The organism is Vibrio sp. V30_P3S12P165, from assembly GCF_009904905.1.
Taxonomy (GTDB): domain Bacteria; phylum Pseudomonadota; class Gammaproteobacteria; order Enterobacterales; family Vibrionaceae; genus Vibrio; species Vibrio fujianensis.
The window spans coordinates 47,238-64,298 of sequence record NZ_WXWH01000005.1; the positions used below are offsets into that span (position 1 = coordinate 47,238).

16 protein-coding genes and 9 tRNA genes are annotated in these 17,061 nt (G+C 44.2%); 21 read left to right on the top strand and 4 right to left on the bottom strand.

All coding sequences use genetic code 11. The features are described 5' to 3' along the window. Nucleotides 1-33 precede the first annotated feature (33 nt). The 3 genes from CAG57_RS00975 to hemW are packed head-to-tail and all read left to right on the top strand — an operon-like array spanning nt 34 to nt 2,271. The gene (locus CAG57_RS00975) at nt 34-465 is read left to right on the top strand and encodes a DUF4426 domain-containing protein (protein ID WP_161427755.1); all 432 of its coding nucleotides are present in this window, start codon (nt 34-36) and stop codon (nt 463-465) included. A 24-nt stretch (nt 466-489) separates the two neighbouring features. Then, nucleotides 490-1,092 carry an XTP/dITP diphosphatase gene (locus CAG57_RS00980; RefSeq protein ID WP_161427756.1) on the top strand — a complete coding sequence of 201 codons (603 nt, stop codon included), beginning with the start codon at nt 490-492 and terminating at the stop codon, nt 1,090-1,092. Between the two features lie 9 nt (nt 1,093-1,101). Further along, nucleotides 1,102-2,271 carry a radical SAM family heme chaperone HemW gene (gene hemW / locus CAG57_RS00985; protein ID WP_161427757.1) on the top strand — a complete coding sequence of 390 codons (1,170 nt, stop codon included), beginning with the start codon at nt 1,102-1,104 and terminating at the stop codon, nt 2,269-2,271. A gap of 32 nt (nt 2,272-2,303) precedes the next feature. Here the strand turns inward: hemW and glsB are convergent, their stop codons facing one another. Further along, nucleotides 2,304-3,224 carry a glutaminase B gene (gene glsB / locus CAG57_RS00990; protein ID WP_161427758.1) on the bottom strand — a complete coding sequence of 307 codons (921 nt, stop codon included), beginning with the start codon at nt 3,222-3,224 and terminating at the stop codon, nt 2,304-2,306. Nucleotides 3,225-3,358: 134 nt separating this feature from the next. Continuing rightward, a complete protein-coding gene (gene trmB / locus CAG57_RS00995; RefSeq protein ID WP_161427759.1) occupies nt 3,359-4,078 on the bottom strand; it encodes a tRNA (guanosine(46)-N7)-methyltransferase TrmB in 720 nt (239 codons plus the stop codon). A gap of 269 nt (nt 4,079-4,347) precedes the next feature. On the opposite strand from trmB, the gene mutY reads away from it, so the two are divergent. The 12 genes from mutY (at nt 4,348) to CAG57_RS01055 (ending at nt 8,269) form a co-directional block, all read left to right on the top strand. Beyond that, nucleotides 4,348-5,403, top strand: coding sequence for an A/G-specific adenine glycosylase (gene mutY, locus CAG57_RS01000; protein WP_099611722.1), 1,056 nt, complete (start codon nt 4,348-4,350; stop codon nt 5,401-5,403). A 20-nt stretch (nt 5,404-5,423) separates the two neighbouring features. Then, a complete protein-coding gene (locus CAG57_RS01005) occupies nt 5,424-5,699 on the top strand; it encodes an oxidative damage protection protein (RefSeq protein WP_099611721.1) in 276 nt (91 codons plus the stop codon). A gap of 70 nt (nt 5,700-5,769) precedes the next feature. Next, nucleotides 5,770-6,900: a membrane-bound lytic murein transglycosylase MltC gene (gene mltC, locus CAG57_RS01010; protein ID WP_161430818.1), complete on the top strand. Its 1,131-nt coding sequence runs from the start codon at nt 5,770-5,772 to the stop codon at nt 6,898-6,900. Between the two features lie 108 nt (nt 6,901-7,008). Further along, nucleotides 7,009-7,084, top strand: a tRNA-Phe gene (locus tag CAG57_RS01015). Nucleotides 7,085-7,137: 53 nt separating this feature from the next. Then, nucleotides 7,138-7,213: transfer RNA gene (locus CAG57_RS01020), tRNA-Thr, on the top strand. A 6-nt stretch (nt 7,214-7,219) separates the two neighbouring features. Then, nucleotides 7,220-7,295, top strand: a tRNA-Phe gene (locus CAG57_RS01025). 12 nt (nt 7,296-7,307) lie between these two features. Then, a tRNA-Asn gene (locus tag CAG57_RS01030) sits at nt 7,308-7,383 on the top strand. Between the two features lie 389 nt (nt 7,384-7,772). Beyond that, nucleotides 7,773-7,848: transfer RNA gene (locus CAG57_RS01035), tRNA-Phe, on the top strand. A 52-nt stretch (nt 7,849-7,900) separates the two neighbouring features. Next, a tRNA-Thr gene (locus CAG57_RS01040) sits at nt 7,901-7,976 on the top strand. Between the two features lie 17 nt (nt 7,977-7,993). Continuing rightward, a tRNA-Asn gene (locus CAG57_RS01045) sits at nt 7,994-8,069 on the top strand. A 37-nt stretch (nt 8,070-8,106) separates the two neighbouring features. Further along, a tRNA-Thr gene (locus CAG57_RS01050) sits at nt 8,107-8,182 on the top strand. A gap of 11 nt (nt 8,183-8,193) precedes the next feature. Further along, a tRNA-Asn gene (locus tag CAG57_RS01055) sits at nt 8,194-8,269 on the top strand. A gap of 120 nt (nt 8,270-8,389) precedes the next feature. On the opposite strand, the gene djlA is transcribed toward CAG57_RS01055, so the two are convergent. Then, entirely contained in the window at nt 8,390-9,256 is an 867-nt protein-coding gene (djlA, locus tag CAG57_RS01060; protein ID WP_161427214.1) for a co-chaperone DjlA, read from the bottom strand. A 147-nt stretch (nt 9,257-9,403) separates the two neighbouring features. On the opposite strand from djlA, the gene lptD reads away from it, so the two are divergent. The 6 genes from lptD (at nt 9,404) to apaH (ending at nt 16,434) form a co-directional block, all read left to right on the top strand. Next, nucleotides 9,404-11,755 carry an LPS assembly protein LptD gene (gene lptD / locus CAG57_RS01065; protein WP_099611718.1) on the top strand — a complete coding sequence of 784 codons (2,352 nt, stop codon included), beginning with the start codon at nt 9,404-9,406 and terminating at the stop codon, nt 11,753-11,755. A gap of 311 nt (nt 11,756-12,066) precedes the next feature. Continuing rightward, nucleotides 12,067-13,362 carry a peptidylprolyl isomerase SurA gene (surA, locus tag CAG57_RS01070; RefSeq protein WP_161427215.1) on the top strand — a complete coding sequence of 432 codons (1,296 nt, stop codon included), beginning with the start codon at nt 12,067-12,069 and terminating at the stop codon, nt 13,360-13,362. Then, entirely contained in the window at nt 13,352-14,365 is a 1,014-nt protein-coding gene (gene pdxA / locus CAG57_RS01075; protein ID WP_161427216.1) for a 4-hydroxythreonine-4-phosphate dehydrogenase PdxA, read from the top strand. Before surA ends, pdxA begins: the two co-directional genes overlap by 11 nt. Next, nucleotides 14,355-15,161, top strand: a complete 807-nt coding sequence (gene rsmA / locus CAG57_RS01080) for a 16S rRNA (adenine(1518)-N(6)/adenine(1519)-N(6))-dimethyltransferase RsmA (RefSeq protein WP_099611715.1) — start codon at nt 14,355-14,357, stop codon at nt 15,159-15,161. Before pdxA ends, rsmA begins: the two co-directional genes overlap by 11 nt. 66 nt (nt 15,162-15,227) lie before the next feature. Further along, the gene (gene apaG / locus CAG57_RS01085; RefSeq protein WP_161427217.1) at nt 15,228-15,608 is read left to right on the top strand and encodes a Co2+/Mg2+ efflux protein ApaG; all 381 of its coding nucleotides are present in this window, start codon (nt 15,228-15,230) and stop codon (nt 15,606-15,608) included. A gap of 10 nt (nt 15,609-15,618) precedes the next feature. Next, on the top strand, nt 15,619-16,434 hold the full coding sequence (gene apaH / locus CAG57_RS01090; protein ID WP_161427218.1) for a bis(5'-nucleosyl)-tetraphosphatase (symmetrical) ApaH: 816 nt from the start codon (nt 15,619-15,621) through the stop codon (nt 16,432-16,434). Between the two features lie 94 nt (nt 16,435-16,528). On the opposite strand, the gene folA is transcribed toward apaH, so the two are convergent. Next, a complete protein-coding gene (gene folA, locus CAG57_RS01095) occupies nt 16,529-17,029 on the bottom strand; it encodes a type 3 dihydrofolate reductase (RefSeq protein ID WP_161427219.1) in 501 nt (166 codons plus the stop codon). Nucleotides 17,030-17,061: the final 32 nt, after the last annotated feature.

A 17,061-nucleotide genomic window follows, 5' to 3' on the forward strand; every position in this document is an offset into this window, starting at 1 on the left:
CTCGTTTGGGGGGCATTTTTATCAGGAGATCCCATGCGTCAATGGTTATATGCGCTACTACTCGCTTGTTTTGCCCTACCAAGTAGTGCAGAGCAATCGATCCGAATGAAAGATATTGAGGTTCATTACTCTGCCTTTAATTCGACATTTTTAACCCCACAGGTAGCACAAAGTTATCAGCTCACGCGCAATGGTTATTCAGCCATTTTAAATATCAGCGTATTGGACAACGCCTCGTTAGGAAAGCCTGCTGTAGAGGCACAAATTTCCGGACACGCTCGCAACCTCCTCGGTCAAACGCGCCCACTCCAATTTCGAACCATCAAAGAAGGACAAGCGATTTACTACCTTGCTGAGTTTGCTATCAGCCATGAAGAAAATCTTACCTTTGATATTGATGTTTCAGCAGGAAATAAAGGCGCTGGAAAACTGCGTTTTACGCAAAAGTTTTACGTACAGCCATAACTCAACCCTCTCCACGAGAAAAGTATGAAGAAAATAGTATTAGCCACGGGAAACCAAGGTAAAGTTAGAGAAATGGCCGGTTTACTGGCCGATTTTGGCTTTGACGTTGTCGCACAAAGTGAATTCAATGTCTCAGACGTCGCCGAAACAGGCACCACTTTTATTGAAAATGCGATCATCAAAGCTCGCCATGCCGCGAAAGAGACCGGGCTTGCAGCCATTGCTGATGACTCAGGTTTAGAAGTGGACTATCTCAATGGAGCACCAGGGATTTATTCTGCCCGCTACGCCGGAGAGCATGCCAGTGATGCAGAGAACATCGCCAAACTACTTGAGGCTCTCAAAGCGGTACCACCAGCGCAAAGAACGGCTCGCTTCCATTGCGTATTAGTTTTGATGCGCCATGCTAATGATCCGACACCGATCGTTTGCCATGGTCAGTGGGAAGGCCTTATCTTGTCCCAAACTCAAGGTAGTAACGGCTTTGGCTACGATCCTCTGTTTTGGGTGCCAGAAGAACAGTGCTCCTCAGCGCAACTGGAGCCAATGCGTAAAAAACAACTCTCTCACCGTGGTCAAGCACTCAAACAACTGTTTACCTTGCTCACTGAACATCCGCTCCAATAAGAGAACATAATGCTTACTCCTCCCGCTCTTAGCCTCTATGTCCACATTCCTTGGTGCGTCCAAAAATGCCCTTATTGTGATTTTAACTCTCATGCCTTAAAAGCAGAGATTCCTGAACAGGAATATCTACAAGCGTTATTGGAAGATCTTGATACTGACATTGAAAAATATCGCCTTAATGATGCGCCACGTCTCCTACACTCCATTTTCATTGGTGGTGGCACACCCAGCTTAATTTCAGCACAAGGAATTGCGCAATTGCTGAAAGGAATAGCGCAACGCCTACCCTTTCAACCTGACATTGAAATCACCATGGAAGCCAACCCGGGAACGGTAGAAGCCGAGCGTTTTGCGGGGTATAAGAAAGCGGGAGTGACTCGGATCTCCATTGGTGTACAAAGTTTTGCCGAAGAAAAGCTGAAGCGGCTTGGACGAATTCATGGCAAGCAGGAAGCGATCAACGCTGCTCAGTTGGCACACAAGATTGGCTTAACCAGTTTTAATCTGGATTTGATGCATGGTTTGCCGGATCAAACCTTAGCACAAGCGCTAGCGGATCTCGATCAAGCCATCGCACTCGATCCGCCACACCTTTCTTGGTATCAACTCACCATTGAGCCAAATACCGTTTTTCATTATCAGCCTCCCGTGTTACCTGATGATGATGCACTGTGGGATATTTTTGAACTTGGCCATCAAAAATTAACCCAAGCCGGCTATGTGCAGTATGAAATCTCTGGCTACAGCAAGCCAGATTATCAATGCCAACACAACCTCAATTACTGGCGGTTTGGTGATTACTTAGGGATTGGTTGCGGTGCTCATGGCAAAGTGAGCTTTGCCGACGGACGAATCATTCGTACCACCAAAATTAAACACCCACGAGGGTATTTAGCCGCTTATCAAAACATGGTAAAACCGTATTTAGATAGCGAACATGAGGTTGAAATGGTTGATAGACCCTTTGAGTTTTTTATGAATCGCTTTCGTCTGCTTGAAGCCTGCCCAAAACAAGCCTTTATTGATAGTACAGGGCTAGCTCTGGATGCAATTGCAAAACCCATGCACTGGGCGGTCGAGATGGGCTATGTGCAGGATAACCCGTTGGGTTGGCAAATCACTGAACGAGGAAAACTTTTCCTCAACGATCTACTCGCCGCCTTCATGACCGATGATTAACGCTCATTCGATCCTCACTATTGGTGAGGATCTTAGAAAATTGATCGCCCTATCCGCTCAGACAATAATTCCAACGCTTTAGTGCCTGTCAGTGAGTTCCCCGATGAATTAAGTTCAGGTGACCAAACCGCAATAGTCATTTCTCCCGGGACTATCGCAATAATTCCACCACCAACGCCTGATTTGCCAGGCATGCCGACTCGATAAGCAAATTCTCCCGCCTCATCATAAAGGCCACAGGTCGCCAGTAACGCATTTAATTGTTTACTTTGCGTAGCGCTGATCACACGCTGCCCTGTTTGTACAGAAACGCCCTTATTCGCTAAATAACTAAACGTTTTCGCCAGTTCAATACAACTCATTTTCAGTGCACAAGCGTGAAAATAATTGTTCAGTACGGGAATAACATCATTGTCAAAATTACCAAATGAACGCATTAAGTAGGCAATCGCCGCATTACGATCGCTGTGTTGCATTTCTGATGCAGCCACCACTTTGTCATACACAATTTGTGGCTCACCACTGAGTTGGCGTACAAATTCGAGTAACCGTTGCCGAGGAGCCGATAAGCGACTATGCAGCATATCTGCAATCACAATCGCGCCGGCATTGATAAAAGGATTACGCGGAATGCCCTGCTCCATTTCGAGCTGAATTAAAGAGTTAAATGCTTGCCCTGAGGGCTCTTTACCAACGCGAAGCCAAAGTTCTTCTGGTTTATAAAGCCCCATCGCTAAGGTGAGACTCAACACTTTAGAAATCGATTGAATTGAAAAACCTTCATCGGCATCCCCGGCGCTTATCACTTCACCTCGGTTGGTATAAACCGCAATGGCTAATTTATGGCTCGCAACCCGCGCTAGGGCAGGTATATAACTGGCCACCTTTCCTTGACCAATTAATGGACGAACTTCATCCAGAATATTCGTCAAAATATCTTTTGTCGGTTTCATGATCTGAGCTTTACTGATTATTATTGTCGAATCGAGCGATTAAAAAAGCCAACACCATGATGAGCACAATGTTGGCTTTACTGTTCTTGTGTGCTGAAACTAGTATCTTTCGCACCTTGCTAGTTTGTCCAGCCTTAACTGATGCGTTGGTATTGAATGTCCCAAACGCCATGCCCCAATCGATGGCCACGCTGTTCAAACTTGGTTAAAGGACGACTTTCTGGACGAGGGATATAATCACCATTCTCAGCAAGGTTAATAAAACCCGGAGCCTGATTCATCACTTCAATCATGTGCTCTGCGTAGTTTTCCCAATCGGTTGCCATATGGAAAACGCCTTGACCAACCAATAATTTCTGACGAACCATCTCGGCAAATTCCAGTTGAACAATACGACGTTTATGGTGGCGTTTTTTATGCCAAGGGTCAGGGAAAAATAGCTGCAAGGTCGCCAAACTGTTATCTGGAATCATATGAGCAAAAACTTCTACTGCATCATGACACATGACACGGAGATTAGTTACACCGGCATCACGAGCCGACGCTAAACAAGCCCCTACACCTGGGCTATGTACTTCAATACCAATAAAGTTTTTCTCTGGCGCATTTTTGGCCATTTCAACCAAAGAAGCGCCCATCCCAAAACCGATTTCCAATACAACAGGATGATCATTACCAAAAACCTCAACCCAATCGAGCCGCTGATCCTGATAATCAATACCCATGGTTGGCCAACACGCTTTCATTGCGGCTTCTTGACCTTTGGTTAACCGACCTTCACGACGGACAAAACTGCGAATTCTACGCATTACTTTACCGTCTTCATTCCGTTCGTTCGTGGTGACTTCACTCATTGATATTGCCTGTCTATTTTTTAATCTTGACTGAAAGGGAGTGTGATTATCCAAAGAATTGCGTGTCGTGCAAGTGTTATTCTTCACTCGTGAATAACCATGGTTCCTGAATAACCATGGTTCGTGAATAACCATAGTTCATAAAAATAAGAGGGGAGTAATCACTATCCTTAATCGCCAAATTGATAACCCTATAATTTATCGGTTGTACTTTGATACCATTCTATGGTGCAATTTTGTCCCATTATTTTATTATCATTGAGTAAGTTGTGACTCCATTTGCTAAGGCTATTATTACTTGGTACAACGCTTACGGTCGTAAAGACCTTCCCTGGCAACAGAACAAAAGCGCTTATAGTGTCTGGATATCGGAAATCATGCTTCAACAGACGCAAGTAACAACCGTAATTCCTTATTATCAAAAGTTTATCACTCGCTTCCCCAGCGTAGAAGAATTAGCACGGGCTGAACAAGATGAAGTGCTTCATTATTGGACAGGGCTTGGTTATTACGCTAGAGCTCGTAATCTGCACAAAACCGCTAAAATCGTGGTGGAAGAATATAATGGACATTTCCCAACCCAACTTGAACAGATGAATGCGTTACCGGGAGTGGGTCGTTCCACCGCAGCAGCGGTACTTTCCTCTGTCTTTAACAAACCCCACGCGATTTTAGATGGTAATGTAAAACGAACCTTAGCTCGTTGCTTTGCTGTTGAAGGCTGGCCAGGTAAAAAAAACGTAGAAAATCAGCTATGGCAATACGCAGAACAACATACACCAACTACGGATGTTGATAAATATAACCAAGCAATGATGGATATGGGGGCAATGATTTGTACTCGCAGCAAACCTAAGTGCACACTATGTCCTGTCGCGTCATTCTGTATCGCCAAACAGCAAGGTAACCCACTAGATTACCCAGCGAAAAAACCAAAAACGGACAAACCGACCAAACAAACTTGCTTCATTATTCTTTATCATCAAGGGGATGTATGGCTTGAACAACGCCCACAAATCGGTATTTGGGGCGGATTATTTTGCTTTCCACAACACAGTGATATGGATATAAAACACACTCTAGCAATGCGTGGAATCAGCAATACTCAAATCCAGCATCAAAAAACCTTAATTGCCTTTCGACACACTTTTAGTCATTACCATTTGGATATCACCCCTGTTCTATTAGAATTGACCGATAAACCCAACATCATCATGGAAGGAAACAAAGGTCTTTGGTATAACTTAACTCGTCCGGAAGAAGTCGGTTTAGCTGCCCCCGTTAAGCAGTTAATCAGCGGCCTGCCGTTTGAAATTCATTCATAATTCATCAAGAGGAAATAATTATGAGTCGCACGGTATTTTGTGCTCGTTTACAAAAAGAAGCTGACGGTCTGGATTTTCAGCTTTATCCAGGAGAATTGGGCAAACGCATCTTCGATAACATCTCTAAAGAAGCTTGGGCCCAATGGCAAACCAAACAAACCATGCTCATCAACGAAAAAAAATTAAATATGATGGATGCTGAACATCGCAAACTGCTTGAGCAAGAGATGGTCAACTTTCTCTTTGAAGGAAAAGAAGTCCATATCGAAGGCTATACCCCACCAAGCGAAGCATAATCTTCATTGATCACCGTTGGAAATTTGGGCTATCGCCCTAATTTCCTCGCTATATTTACCTGAGAAATGCATGAAAAAGTGTCTTTATTGTCTGGCCACGCTATTGGTATTGGTCGGTTGTAGCCGAGAGTTTATCGAACGTATTTATGATATTAATTATGAACCAACCAATCGATTTGCGAAAAATCTTGCCCAATTACCCGGTCAATTTGAAAAAGACACCGCAGCACTGGATGCACTGATTCATTCCTTTTCTGGTAATATCGAAAAACGTTGGGGACACAACGCAATCAAGATTGCGGGAAAAAGCAACTATGTTAAATACATAGATAACTACCTCAGTCGTACCGAAGTGAATTTTAGTGACGGTAAAATTTTAGTCGAAACCATCTCACCGACTGATCCAAAAGAACATTTAAAACAAGCGATCATCACCACACTACTAACACCCGACGATCCAGCCAGTGTCGATCTTTTTTCTTCCAAAAATATTGAATTAAAGGGCCAGCCTTTTTTATATCAACAAGTGCTCGATCAAGATAAAAAACCGATCCAATGGCGCTGGCGCGCAAACCGCTTTGCTGATTACTTGATAGCGCATCATCTCAAAGTCAAGCAAGTCGACTTTAAAAAATCCTATTACGTAGAAATTCCGATGGTTGAAGACCAAATGCAGATCCGCAGCTATCAATATGCCGATATTGTTCGTCGCGCTTCACGTAAATACGACATCCCAGAAGATTTGATCTACGCGATCATTAAAACCGAAAGTAGTTTTAACCCTTACGCGGTCAGCTGGGCCAATGCCTATGGTTTGATGCAGGTTGTACCTAAAACCGCAGGACGTGACGTATTTAATTTAGTCAAAAATCGTGCTGGAGAACCTTCACCAGAATATCTGTTTAACCCTGAAAATAATATTGACACCGGCACAGCCTACTTCTACCTACTTAAAAATCGTTATTTGAAAGATGTTCGTCATCCCCTTTCTCTTGAATACAGCATGATTTCTGCTTACAACGGAGGCGCTGGCGGGGTACTCCGAACATTCCATCGAGATCGACAACGAGCAATGAATGATTTAAATCGTTTACAACCCAATCAAGTTTATTGGGCATTAACTAAAAAACATCCCAATGCAGAAGCAAGACGCTACCTTGAAAAAGTCACTCGCTATAAACAAGATTTTCATAAGAAATAAGAAAAACCACAAAATTGCCTAAAATAGCGACGCTTGAAGCGGTTTTTCAGTTTTTTTCTAAAAACCAGTTGACGTGGCAGAGGAAAATCCGTTTAATAGCGCTCCGTTGCCCGGATAGCTCAGTCGGTAGAGCAGAGGATTGAAAATCCTCGTGTCGGTGGTTCGATTCCGCCTCCGGGCACCACAAATTTTATTGTTGGTGCTGTTTTCAGTAGCAACAAGCAATAAATTAAGTGCGCCGACTTAGCTCAGTAGGTAGAGCAACTGACTTGTAATCAGTAGGTCACCAGTTCGATTCCGGTAGTCGGCACCATTTATTGCCTCGATAGCTCAGTCGGTAGAGCAGAGGATTGAAAATCCTCGTGTCGGTGGTTCGATTCCGCCTCGAGGCACCATATTAAAGCTGTTCCTCCTTAGCTCAGTTGGTAGAGCGACGGACTGTTAATCCGCAGGTCGCTGGTTCGAGCCCAGCAGGAGGAGCCACTATTCAAAGCCCAGTCACTGACTGGGCTTTTGTTTTTTTTATTCTTTATGACGCCCGCTCAATCGCTTATTCCTTCGTTGCTCAACGCTTCCATCATCGCCTTAATGTACTTTCCTGCTTGCTCAATAAATCAACATCAATAATGACGTTAGAGAAACTAAGCTTTCTGATAAAAAGAAAAGCCTCGTTAGGTGACTTTTCTCTATTTGCTGGGTAAATTTTGCTGCCTCTTGCTTCATTCTGCTTATCTTTAGTGGCCCGTTTCCCTAACGATTCCGATTAAAAATGGATAAAAACAGCCCACTGAGTATAGAAAATCACCAAACGAGTTTTTTTTTGCATTTTACTGTTGACGAAGAATCGGAAAACTCGTTTAATACACCCCGTTGCCTCGATAGCTCAGTCGGTAGAGCAGAGGATTGAAAATCCTCGTGTCGGTGGTTCGATTCCGCCTCGAGGCACCATTATTCAAATGAATATGGGTGCAATACCGATATCATGAAAAGATAAATATGCGCCGGCTTAGCTCAGTTGGTAGAGCAACTGACTTGTAATCAGTAGGTCGCCAGTTCGACTCCGGCAGCCGGCACCATTTATCTAAAAGTTTGTTCCTCCTTAGCTCAGTTGGTAGAGCGACGGACTGTTAATCCGCAGGTCGCTGGTTCGAGCCCAGCAGGAGGAGCCAAATCTTATTAAATAGGGTAACTACCTTGTTTAATTAAGCCGACTTAGCTCAGTAGGTAGAGCAACTGACTTGTAATCAGTAGGTCACCAGTTCGATTCCGGTAGTCGGCACCATTAAAATTTATTCCTCCTTAGCTCAGTTGGTAGAGCGACGGACTGTTAATCCGCAGGTCGCTGGTTCGAGCCCAGCAGGAGGAGCCAAATTTTAAAGCCCAGTCAATGACTGGGCTTTTTTTGTTTTCGGCTAAATATCGACGATAATCAATTCTCGGTCACCGGCTACCGAGAATTGAACCTATCACTAAAATAGAGTATCAAACCTTATTTGATCCCCTTCTCTTTTTTTATCAGATCATAAGCATGTTGGATTTCTTGTGATTTTTCTTTTGCCATATTCATCATTTCAGGCGGTAACCCTTTTGCCATCAACTTGTCAGGGTGATGTTCATTCATCAACTTACGATAAGCCCGCTTAATTTCTTTGGCATCCGCGTCCTCACTCACACCCAAAACAGAAAAAGCATCAGCTAATCGATCTTGATTTGTTGCTTGCTGCCATTGATGAGAGCCAGAATGATGGTTTTGTTCACGACCGAAACCGCCAAAGCCACCACCAGATTGAAAACGAAAAGCCGCTTCTTGCATACGCAGACGACGCTCTAGTTGATCTGAAGAAAAACCAAGCCCTTGGGCAACCTTGTGCAGAACCTGCCGCTCACTAGGATGTAATGAGCCATCAGCAAAGGCAGCTGAAATCTGAAGCTCAAGGAAGAATTGTAATAAGTCAAAACGCCCCCCGGTAAAAAATCGCACATTCTCTAGGGTTTCTTGCAGCGGGAAATCAGCACTTTTCCCCTCACGAAACGCCTCTTGTGCAGCGCGACGCTGTTCACCATACAAGTTCATACGCTCCATCATCACACTGGCAAGGTGAATTTCTTGTTGAGTCACCTGCCCTTTGGCTTTTGCGACATGCCCCATAACAGCAAAAGCAGCTTTAAAAAACTCCTCTTGCCGTTCCGATTGGCTGGGCCCTGAAGTATTAAAGCTTCCACCACCAAATGGGTTCTGGCTACGCTGACGAGCTTTATCAAACTGATGGCCAAGAAAAAGGCCAAAGATTGCGCCAAACGGTCCTCCAAACAGGAAGCCGAAGAAAGCGCCAAGTATTTTGCCAAAAATATGCATTTATGTGCTCTCAATCTATGAATTTTTTAGGTGTGCTGTGGTCTGATAGTGCCGGGAGCGTTAAATTCCTTTATGATAAGGAACATTTTATTGACTTATCACTCCTAAAGTCGGAATCAAACAAGCTCAACAGGATAGTACAACTCGATGTCACGTTTTTCCCGCACATTTTTAGCCGCTTCCATTAGCGCCGCGCTCTTTGCGCCACAAACTCAAGCAGACACTACGGTGGATGAGAGTGTGCAGGAACTGCTCACTATCGATCAATGCTTAGTTGACCAACCTGAATCGGAAAATCCGAGCGCACAGCCTATCAATGTCGAAGCGGATAAGCTAGAAGCAATTCATGGTGAACGAGCGACCTATTCAGGTAACGTCGTGGTGATTCAGGGGCAAAAGCAGATTCATGCCAACAGCGTAACTTTACACCAGCAAGACAATATTGTGATTGCTGAAGGTGAGGTTAAATTTAGTGATGGCCAAGTCAAAGCGACCTCTGATCGTGCAACCAATAATTTAAATACCGATCAGATGACATTGGAAAATACCCAATATCAATTTTTATGTCAGCCCGGTAGAGGGCATGCTGCCTATATTGCCAAAACAGGCAAAGCGATATACGAAATTGATGACGGTTCGATTACTTCGTGTCCTGAAGGCGATAATGCTTGGCGACTGCGGGCATCGAGCATCGATGTGGATCAAAATGAAGAGCGAGCGACTTTTTATAATCCACGCTTGGAAGTGCAAAATATTCCTATTTTTTATTTACCCTACCTAACCGTTCCTATTGGTGACACACGAAAAACCGGCTTCCTCTATCCGAGTTTTTCATACGGATCGCGTGATGGCTTTGAGATCAATGTTCCTTTTTATTGGAACTTAGCGCCCGATTATGACTTAGAAACGTCAGTACGCTATATGGAGAATCGTGGCCCCCAATTGAATGCACTATTTCGTTATCTCACCACATTTGGACAAGGTGATATTAAAGCTGAGTATTTACCGGATGATAACCTTTACCCAGAAAAAGGCGATCGCTGGGCTTTCCAATACAAACATAGCGGTATTTATCAACAAGCATGGAAGTTCGATCTCGACTACTCTCGGGTAAGTGATATTGAATATTTCTCAGATCTCAGCTCTGGTGTTGGTCATCGTGAAGATGGCCAGCTCATTCAACAAGGTCGAGTTACTTATCGAAGTGCGACATGGGATGCATCATTACTCGCGAGAGATTTTCAAGTCTTAACGACGGGCGATAACCAACCCTATCGTTTAATGCCTCAAATTGCGTTTAATTATTATGCGCCTGAAGTATTACGCTACCTAAATTTGGATGTAAAAAGTCATATTTCTCGTTTTGACACCGATGCCCCAGGAAAACCATCAGCAACGCGTGCTCATATCGAGCCGGGCATAACCATTCCACTCGGCAATACATGGGGAACCTGGACAACTGAAGCTCGGGTACTTGGCACGTATTACAAACAAGATTTAAAAGGAGTCAACAACAGTGACTATCAAGATCTTGAGGAAGAGGTTTCACGAGTCATTCCTGAGTTCAGAACTCATGCTGGAATTATTCTTGAGCGCGATACCGTGTTATTTAATGACTATACCCAAACACTAGAGCCGCAAATTCAATATTTGTATGTTCCAAAAGAAGATCAGAGAAAAATCGCTCTGTATGACACCACCCTGCTGCAAACCGATTACTATGGTTTGTTCCGCAGCCGTAAATACAGCAGTGTTGACTATATCGCGCCAGCGAACCAAATAAGCTATGGAGCATCCACTCGTTTCTTTGATGATCAATACAAAGAGCGGCTAAATATTGCCTTTGGGCAAATTTTCTATCTGGATAAAAGCCTAAAAGCCAGCAATCTAATTTCACCAGCTGAAGAAGAATCACAAAGCAGCTATTCCGCTTGGGCGGTAGAAATGGATTTTAATTATAACGACTACCTCTTCTACCATGGTGGCATGCAATATGATATTGATACTAGCGCCATGCAATTAGCCAACAGTACATTGGAATACCGTTTTACGGATGGCTATCTACAGACCAACTACCGTTATGTCACTAAAGAATATATCGAGAATACGGTTGGCGATACGATTCCTGTGAATCGAATCACCAAAAATGGTATTTCACAAGTTGGGTTACTCGGTGGCTATCAATTAACCCGAAAATGGCAAATGAACGGGCAATATTTTTACGACACAACCACGAGAGAAGCACTCGAGTGGCTAATCGGATTACGCTACACCTCGGACTGCTGGTATATGGGCTTTGCTTATAGTAATCAATTGAAAAGTTGGCAAGGTGACTTTATTACCGATGAACATGCCACACCTGACTATGAAAATAACTTTAGCTTTAATATTGGTATCATTGGCTTTGGCACAAGTGTTCAATCGAGTGAAGGTATGGCAAGCAACAAAGGGTCAAATAACTCGCTCGGCTATGGCCGCCCTTTCTTTTTAAATAACTAATGACGAACCTAGGGGTTGTTGACCTTTCGAGCTGATTTTTGCAGCAATTTGTGGCTTCTTTATACAAGGCAGAGGCTTTGAAATGTAGTGACTCTACTCGAGAAGCCGATAACGCCGTAGAAAGGAGCCACAAATGCTGCCCGAAGGGTTCGGCTAAAAGCGTTTTACTCCTTGTTGAGAGGTATTTTGCTTAGAATAACTAGGCGACAAACCTCTCGCCGCGATTAAAACGCTTTTATCTCGAACAAAATTTAACCGCGAAAGGTCAACAGACCCTAGCTTTAGGCTCATCGATTTTGATAGGACATGGAATGAAATTGTGGACCACCGCATTATGCACGTTAATCACGCTGCTTGGTACGACCGCCGTACAGGCACAGCCCGTTGAATTAGATCGGGTTGCCGTCATCGTCAACAGTGGTGTTATTTTAGAAAGTGAGATTGAGAGTGCGCTGCTAACAGTTAAAGCGAACGCAAAACAAAATCAACAAACACTTCCAGCAGGAAATGTCTTACGTGAACAGGTTATCGAAAAGCTGATTATAGATACCCTACAACAACAAGAAGCGCAACGCATTGGGGTACGTATTGACGATAATCGCTTAAATGATGCCATCGTTGAAATTGCTGACAATAATCAGCAAACCCCAACACAATTTCGCGCCTCCCTTGCCGAAGAAGGGTTAACCTACGCTGAATTTCGCGAACAAGTGAGAAAAGAAATGGCCGCCAGTGAAGCGCGTAATGCTTTAGTGCGTCGCCGAATTAATATTATTCCCGCAGAAGTGGAAACATTGGCTGAATTACTCGCCCAAGAAACCAACGCTGCCGTTCAATATAAAATTAGCCACATACAACTACGTTTCAATCAAGATCAAGAAAAATCACAGGTTGAAGAGCAAGCCAAAAAACTGATCGAACAACTCAATAACGGCTCAGACTTCAGAACCTTAGCGATCACCTACTCCAAAGGCCCTAAAGCGCTACAAGGCGGAGATTGGGGATGGATGCGTAAAGAAGAGATGCCAACCATTTTTGCCGACCAGATCAAAATGCAAAATAAAGGCAGTATTATTGGCCCATTTCGCAGTGGTGTCGGTTTTCATATCCTGAAAATTGATGATGTAAAAGGGTTAGAAACGGTTGCAGTAACCGAAGTTAATGCGCGGCATATTTTGATTAAACCGACCATTATCTTGAGTGATGAAGGTGCCCAGAAGCAACTTGAGGAATTTATTCGCCGAATTCAGGCCGGAGAAGCAAGCTTTGCTGAATTAGCCCAACAATACAGTCAAGATCCTGGCTCGGCAGCGCAAAACGGTGAATTAGGCTATCAAACCCCTGATATCTATGTTCCTGAGTTTAAACACCAAATTGAAACACTCGCGGTAGGAAGTATTAGTCAACCCTTTAAGACCGTCCATGGCTGGCATATTGTTGAAGTACTGGATCGCCGTAATGTCGATCGAACCGATACGGCCTTGAAAAATCGAGCTTATCGTATTCTATTTAACCGAAAATTCAATGAAGAAGCCAGCGCTTGGCTACAAGAGTTAAGAGCCGCCGCCTTTGTCGAAGTGTTAGAGGATAATCAAGATGACGATTAAGCGCATTATTGTTACGGCAGGAGAGCCAGCTGGCATAGGCCCTGATCTTGTACTTGAGCTGTCTAAAGAGAGTTGGCCTCATCAAGTGGTCGTCTGTGCGGATAAAAGCATGCTCATACAGCGGGCTCAGGCTCTGGGTATTGCTGTCGAGCTCATTGACTATGATCCAACTGACTCACCTCAGCCTCAACAAGCGGGTTCTTTAGTCGTAGAACATATTCCAGTGGCCGAAAGGGTTATTCCTGGTCAGCTCAATGCCGCGAATGGTCATTATGTCTTAAAAACATTAGAAAGAGCCGCTTTAGGCTGTATGAATCACGAATTTGATGCTATTGTCACCGGCCCTGTGCATAAAGGGGTAATTAACCGGTCAGGCGTAGCATTTAGTGGCCACACTGAGTTTTTTGCTGAGCAATCTAATACCCCCCTAGTGGTGATGATGCTAGCAACAGAAGGGCTTCGTGTCGCTTTGGTGACGACTCATATCCCACTAGCTTATGTAGCAAAAGCGGTGACTGCTGAGCGGTTAGAAAAAATTATTCATATTCTCCACAAGGACTTAGTAGAGAAGTTTGCGATTGAAAAACCAGCCATCTATGTCTGCGGCCTCAATCCACATGCGGGAGAAGAGGGTGTTCTTGGTCATGAAGAGATCGACACCATCACCCCAACCTTGGAAAAACTACGTCAGCAAGAAGGTATCAATCTGATCGGGCCATTACCTGCTGATACTATCTTTAATGACAAATATTTACAGCAAGCTGATGCCGTATTAGGCATGTATCATGATCAAGTGCTACCTGTGTTAAAATATAAAGGTTTTGGGTGTTCAGTTAATATTACTTTAGGCCTGCCTTTTATTCGTACCTCAGTCGACCACGGTACAGCATTAGATCTTGCCGCAAGTGGGAAAGCCGAGGTGGGTAGTTTTAAAACAGCTCTCGCTCACGCAATAGCGCTTGTTGATAAAAATGCAATAATTCGAGAAAACTATGAGAAATGATGTCCATTTAGGGCACAAAGCGCGTAAACGTTTTGGTCAAAACTTTTTAAACGATCCTTATATCATCGATGGTATTGTTTCTGCGATCAATCCTCTGCCTGGACAAAACCTAGTTGAGATTGGGCCAGGTTTGGGGGCAATTACTGAGCCCGTGGGTCGTGAAGTCGATAAATTTACGGTCATTGAGCTCGATCGTGATCTCGCTGAGCGTTTACGCAACCATCCTGAGTTATCGAGCAAGTTGACGATTCACGAAGGCGATGCCATGCGCTTCGACTTCAGCCAATTGGTTCAGTCCAACAACAAGCTACGAATTTTTGGCAACTTACCCTATAACATTTCTACGCCATTGATGTTCCATTTGTTTGAATACCACAAAGATATTCAAGATATGCACTTCATGCTGCAAAAAGAGGTAGTCAATCGCTTAGCGGCGGGCCCGGGAAGTAAAGCCTACGGACGATTAACCGTTATGGCACAATATTACTGCAAAGTCGTTCCCGTATTAGAGGTGCCGCCTAGCGCATTTGTCCCACCACCAAAAGTGGAGTCAGCAGTAGTCAGGCTCGTTCCTTATGAACAACTTCCACACCCAACGACCAGCCTAAAATGGCTAGATAGAGTGGTACGAGAAGGCTTTAACCAACGACGTAAGACTGTGCGTAATTGCTATAAAGGCCTCGTGAATGATGATACTTTTGCTAAATTGGATATCAATCCTAGCATGCGGCCTGAAAACCTGACGTTGGCACAATTCGTTGCCATGGCTAACTGGCTTGATGCTCAACAAGCTTAAAAGGGTAAGGATGGTCAACACACCATCCTTATTTTCTTCGTTTGGATAGAAGAATAAGGAGCGCTTATGAAGACTTCGCAACCTTGTATCAAGATTCAGGTTCAAACAAAATACATCGCTGAGCAGTCAGAACCGCACCACCACCGTTATGTCTTCGCATATTTAATTACCCTTAGAAATCTCAGTCATGAAACGGTGCAATTGACTCATCGCCATTGGCTAATTACGGACTCCAATGGCAAACAAATGCATGTGGAAGGCGAAGGTGTCGTCGGTGAACAACCAGTTATTGCCGCCAATGATGAATACACATACAGCAGTGGTACTGCGCTAGCAACTCCGGTTGGTGTCATGCAAGGACATTACACATTTCTTGACCAAGTGGGCGATACTTTTATCACGGAAATTGAACCATTCCGCTTGGCTGTCCCTAACGTATTAAATTAACGGAGTGATTGTGGCGAACTATATTATCGGTGATATACAAGGATGCGTAGCTGAACTACACCAACTGCTTAAACTGGCCGACTTTACTCCCGAGCAGGATACTTTATGGTTAGCCGGTGACTTGGTTGCTAGAGGTCCGAACTCATTAGAAACACTACGTTTTATCCAAGGGCTTGGTGATTCAGCAAAAGCCGTTCTAGGTAATCACGACTTGCATTTATTGGCGGTTGCACAGGGGATTCACCCTGTTAAAAGTAAAGACAAAACTCTGGCTATTTTTGAAGCTGACGATGCCGATGAACTTTTAGATTGGGTACGCCATCTTCCCTTATTAGTAGAGCACCCTGAATTTGTCGTAACACATGCGGGCATTTCCCCACAATGGGATTTAGCTACGGCAAGAGCCTCAGCTCAAGAAGTCGAACAGCTGTTACGCAGCCCGAAGTTTCCATGGTTATTAGCGAATATGTACGCTAATACGCCCGATCTCTGGGATACAAACTTACAAGGCATTGAACGTTATCGCTATATTATTAACACCTTCACTCGTATGCGTTTTTGCTTTAGCGATGGACGGTTAGATATGGCCTGCAAACTTCCTCCAGCACAAGTACCCACCGAAAATTTAATGCCTTGGTTTGCCCTACCACAACGCATCCAACTGGAAAAGACCGTACTATTCGGCCATTGGGCCGCGCTTGAAGGCTATGCAGATGAACAGGTGATCGGATTAGATACTGGCTGCGTATGGGGAGGCCCATTAACCATGTTGCGTTGGGAAGATAAGCAGTACTTCCAGCAGCCAGCATTAGGCAAGAAGTTCTAGGTTCTAGGTTCTAGGTTCTAGGTTCTAGGTTCTAGGTTCTAGGTTCTAGGTTCTAGGTTCTAGGTTCTAGGTTCTAGGTTCTAGGTTCTAGGTTCTAGGTTCTAGGTTCTACAGACTTCCGTTCTAAAATGGTAAAGTCCATTGAATAGGCGTTTTTCTCATCTGCAGCATAGTGCTCACGATAACACTCATGCCAATCATCCCCCCAATCGGGAAACTGAGTATCTCCGACCAACTGAGCATCAATGTGGGTAATATACAGCTTACTGGCATAGGGTAGACACTCAGCATAGAGACTTCCACCGCCAATAATCATCACTTCAGATACCTCTCCCGCTTTCGCCAATGCGGCTTCCAGTGAACAAACCACCGCCACACCTTCAATCATCAAGTGAGGATCGCGGCTAATCACAATATTCAACCGTCCCGGTAATGGACGCCCTATCGACTGATAAGTTTTGCGCCCCATAATCACCGGTTTCCCCATCGTACAACGCTTAAACCAAACAAAGTCAGCGGGTAAATGCCACGGCATTTGATTATCTTTACCTATCACTCTCTCGTTGGCCATCGCGGCAATCATGCTGATAATCATCAATAGATCCTCTTCTCGTTTAAGCGCTACTT